This is a genomic window from Acutalibacter sp. 1XD8-33 (assembly GCF_003612555.1).
In the GTDB taxonomy this organism is placed as follows: domain Bacteria; phylum Bacillota; class Clostridia; order Oscillospirales; family Acutalibacteraceae; genus Acutalibacter.
Window position 1 is genome coordinate 1 of sequence record NZ_RAZF01000072.1, and the last position, 2,058, is coordinate 2,058.

General features: G+C 58.5%; 1 protein-coding gene and 1 pseudogene. Both read left to right on the forward strand.

Annotated elements, in window-relative coordinates; genetic code table 11:
* Nucleotides 1-651, forward strand: a pseudogene (locus D7X94_RS18640) (hypothetical protein); the annotation flags it as partial.
* A gap of 15 nt (nucleotides 652-666) precedes the next feature.
* Nucleotides 667-2,058, forward strand: a 1,392-nt coding sequence (locus tag D7X94_RS17785) for a DUF6273 domain-containing protein (protein ID WP_147401776.1), incomplete at its 3' end; no start/stop codon positions are given.

The window sequence follows — 2,058 nt, forward strand, 5'->3', positions numbered from 1 at the left end:
GATGTGTATGACTACTACTCTGAAACGGAGAACATCACCGCGTCGGACGGCGGGGCGGACGCGGCCACGGAGGTGCCCAGCCAGGCCTCCAGCCCCAGCTTCCTTTTGGAGTTTTACGGCTTTTTGGCCATTACCAACGGGGTGCAGATCTCGGTGGACCTGTCCACTTCCGGCGCGGTGGTGACCCCTCAGTATCTGGCCGGGGTGATGGAGCGCCACGACGCCTCCCCGTATACCCACCTGGATATTCGGGTGGCGTTGGAGCAGATCCGCCAGACCGCCCAGGACGCGGCAGAGGCCAAACCGGAGACCGGCCAGGAGCCCCCCGGTCCACAGACGGAGGCCAGCCCCGGCCAGCACTATTTTGACGCCCAGGCGAAAAAGGAGTACATCTGCGTGGGCCAGAACCCAGAAGGGAAATATATCTGGGTTCTGGTAGGTGATGGCGCTCTCGAGGCCCACGACGAGGACCCCAGCGCCCACCCGGGCCTGCGGGACGCCTGGGGAGAACTGGACAGCCGCCTGGCGCTTCTGGAGCTGATGTTCACCACGGACGTGACGGGGAACCCGTTCACGGTGACCTTTGACACGCTGACGGGCCTTGCCGTCACAGGCATATGGAACGCCGCCCAGAAGCGCCTGGAATTCTAGAAAGGGGTGTGAAATATGGCTGCAGTAACATTAGGAAGCAAAGCGGTGGGAAGTATCGTCAAAATCAAGGTGGAAGACGCTCTGCGGGACTTTATCATCGTTCATCAGGGAAACCCCGACAGTAATATATATGATGCCAGCTGCAATGGTACTTGGGTGTTGCAGAAAGATATTTTTGAAACCCATATATGGGCCGAACACCCTAATTCTATAAACATCGGATATAATGAGGCTCAGGTCCGCAATTATTTGGAAACTGACTGGAAGAATAAGATGGACAGCAAGATTCGGGCGCAAATAAAACGGGTGAAAATCCCCTACTTTTCCTATAGCGCTGCCTTTAATACAGCTCCTACCCTTAATTCGGGCACCAACGGTTTATCTTCCAGCGTATTTTTACTTTCACCTAATGAGTTAGGCGGAAGCAAAGCAGAGGGAGCCGTTTTGGACTGCTTTGCTTCCGGACTGCCCGAAGGACGTATAGCATATTTAGACGGTGTTCTAACAGACTACTGGACTAGGGCCCCTTATTATGGAGGCGTTCTGAGAACGCAGGTTTACTATATAAACGCTCAAGGGCAACAAAAACCTGAATCCTATGACCATAAATTCGGCATCCGCCCAGCCTTTATCCTCCCGCCGGATCTCTATGTAAACGACAGCGGGGAGGTCGTGACCAACCAGCCGCCCACGGTTCCGTCCAGCCTCACCTTGCCCGCCACTATTTACGGCGGGAAGCGCGTCTCAATATCTTGGGGGGCCAGCACAGATCCGGACGGGAACCTGGAGGGCTACGCCCTGGAGTACAGCACGGATAACCGCTGGTGGGCTCTGCCCTACCGAGGTCCCGACCTGAGCACCACTTGTACCATGCCATTCGGAGCGGAAACGATTACCTTCCGGGTCAAGGCCTACGACAGCGAGGGGGCGGAGTCCGCCTACAGAGTCAGCGAGCCCCGGACGATAATAAACAACACCGCCCCCTATGCTCCCGCCAGCATTACTGTGCCGGAGCAGGTCCAGGGCGGCGGGCAGCTGACGGTTACCTGGGAGGCCGCTTCTGACAGCGATGGGGATCTCTCCGGCTACAGTCTGGAGCGGCAGACGGACGGCGGCGCCTGGGCGGAGGTGTATAGCGGCCCGGAGCTGAGCTTTACGGACAGCATTACCAAGGGCTGGGAAACCGTGGCCTACCGGGTCCGGGCCTACGATACCCACGGCGAGTACAGTCCCTACGCCAGCTCGGAGGCCCGCACGGTGAACAACAACACCCCGCCGGAGATCACCTGCGAGGCCACCGGAGATCTGGGCACCAAGACCGGAGACTTCTCCGTTGCCTATCAGGTCAGCGATGAGGAGGGGGATCCGGTCACCGTCACGGAGCTGCTGGACGGCGCGCAGCTTCGC